1 protein-coding gene is annotated in these 1358 nt (G+C 60.6%); it reads left to right on the top strand.

All coding sequences use genetic code 11. From position 1 onward, the window contains the following. The first annotated feature begins 74 nt into the window (after positions 1-74). Positions 75-1100: an IS110 family transposase gene (locus tag KVT32_RS27760; RefSeq protein WP_142049788.1), complete on the top strand. Its 1026-nt coding sequence runs from the start codon at positions 75-77 to the stop codon at positions 1098-1100. The last annotated feature ends 258 nt before the right edge of the window (positions 1101-1358 follow it).

Genomic DNA, 1358 nt, shown 5'->3' with positions numbered 1-1358 from the left:
CCTAATGAGATGGTCAGCCCGATCCCCACGAAGCGGTACGCTGAGTGGGGATTGTTCTTTCTGGGAGACCTCTCATGAGCACCGTCACGCTGATTGGCATCGATCTGGGTAAGCATAGCTTCCATCTGCACGGGCAGGATTCTGCCGGCAGGATGGTGTTTCGCAAGAAGTGCTCTCGCCAGCAAGTGTTCACGTTGCTGGGTAATAGCCCGTGCAGCACGGTGGTGATGGAGGCCTGCGCAGGAGCCCATTGGATGGCGCGCCGCATCCAGGCGCTAGGCCACCAACCCAAGCTGATCTCCCCACAGTTCGTGCGCCCTTTCGTGCAGGGCAACAAGAACGACTTTGCCGATGCGCAGGCGATCTGCGAAGCCGCCTCGCGCCCGAGCATGCGGTTCGTGTGCGTGCGCAACGAGGCTCAGCAGACCGTCTCGGCGCTGCACCGCGTCCGAGAGTCGCTGGTGCGCGAGCGCACCGGCGTGATCAACCAAGTCCACGCCTTTTTGCTGGAGTTCGGCATCAGCCTGCCGCGCGGCCAGGCGATCCTGCGGCGCCTGCCAGCGGTGTTGGCCGAGCATGAGCTGCCGCCCCGACTGGCGGCATTGCTTGAACGGCTGCAGGCGCACTTCAAGTATTTGGACGAGCAGATCGGCGAAATCGAACGCGATTTGTGCCAGCAACTGCGCGAGGATGAACGCAGCCAGCGGCTTCTGGAGATCCCCGGCATCGGGCCGATCACCGCGAGCGTGCTGATGACAGAATTGGGCGATGCGCAGCAATTCGGTTCGGCCCGCCAGTTCGCCGCCTCTGTGGGTCTGGTGCCACGCCAATACAGCACTGGCGGTACGCCTAAGCTGCTGGGAATCAGCAAGCGTGGCGACAAGAATCTCAGGCGGCTGTTGGTGCAGGGCGCACGAGCGATCATGCAACGCGTAGAGCGGCGCACGGATCGGCTGGGCGTCTGGGTACGCGAGCTGCTGGCACGACGCCACTCGAACGTGGTGGCCTGCGCGCTGGCCAATAAATTGGCGAGGATAGCCTGGGCCATCCTCGCCAATGGAACGAACTACCGAAGTGAGCAGGCTGTTAGCGCAACCTGACATTCATCACCGTTTTACGCAGTCACTTCCTGGTTTTGCGACGCGAGTACGTGAAGACATAAACGGCTCAACGGCCTGGCAAGAAACCTGGTAAAAAATTCAGCACCTGGATGCTGAGGCCCTTTTGAGGTTTGCCGGGCGCGACTCTCATCATGGAGCGGGGGACCTGTCCCCAAACGACTCCGAATAGATTTGAGCAAAGCCCAATTTACGCCAACACAAACCCGCTTGCAAAAATCGGGCTGACCATAGATTTTT

This window comes from Achromobacter sp. GbtcB20, from assembly GCF_019091095.1.
GTDB classification, from domain to species: Bacteria; Pseudomonadota; Gammaproteobacteria; order Burkholderiales; family Burkholderiaceae_B; genus Achromobacter; species Achromobacter mucicolens.
This window is presented reverse-complemented; position numbering and strand designations above follow the sequence as displayed.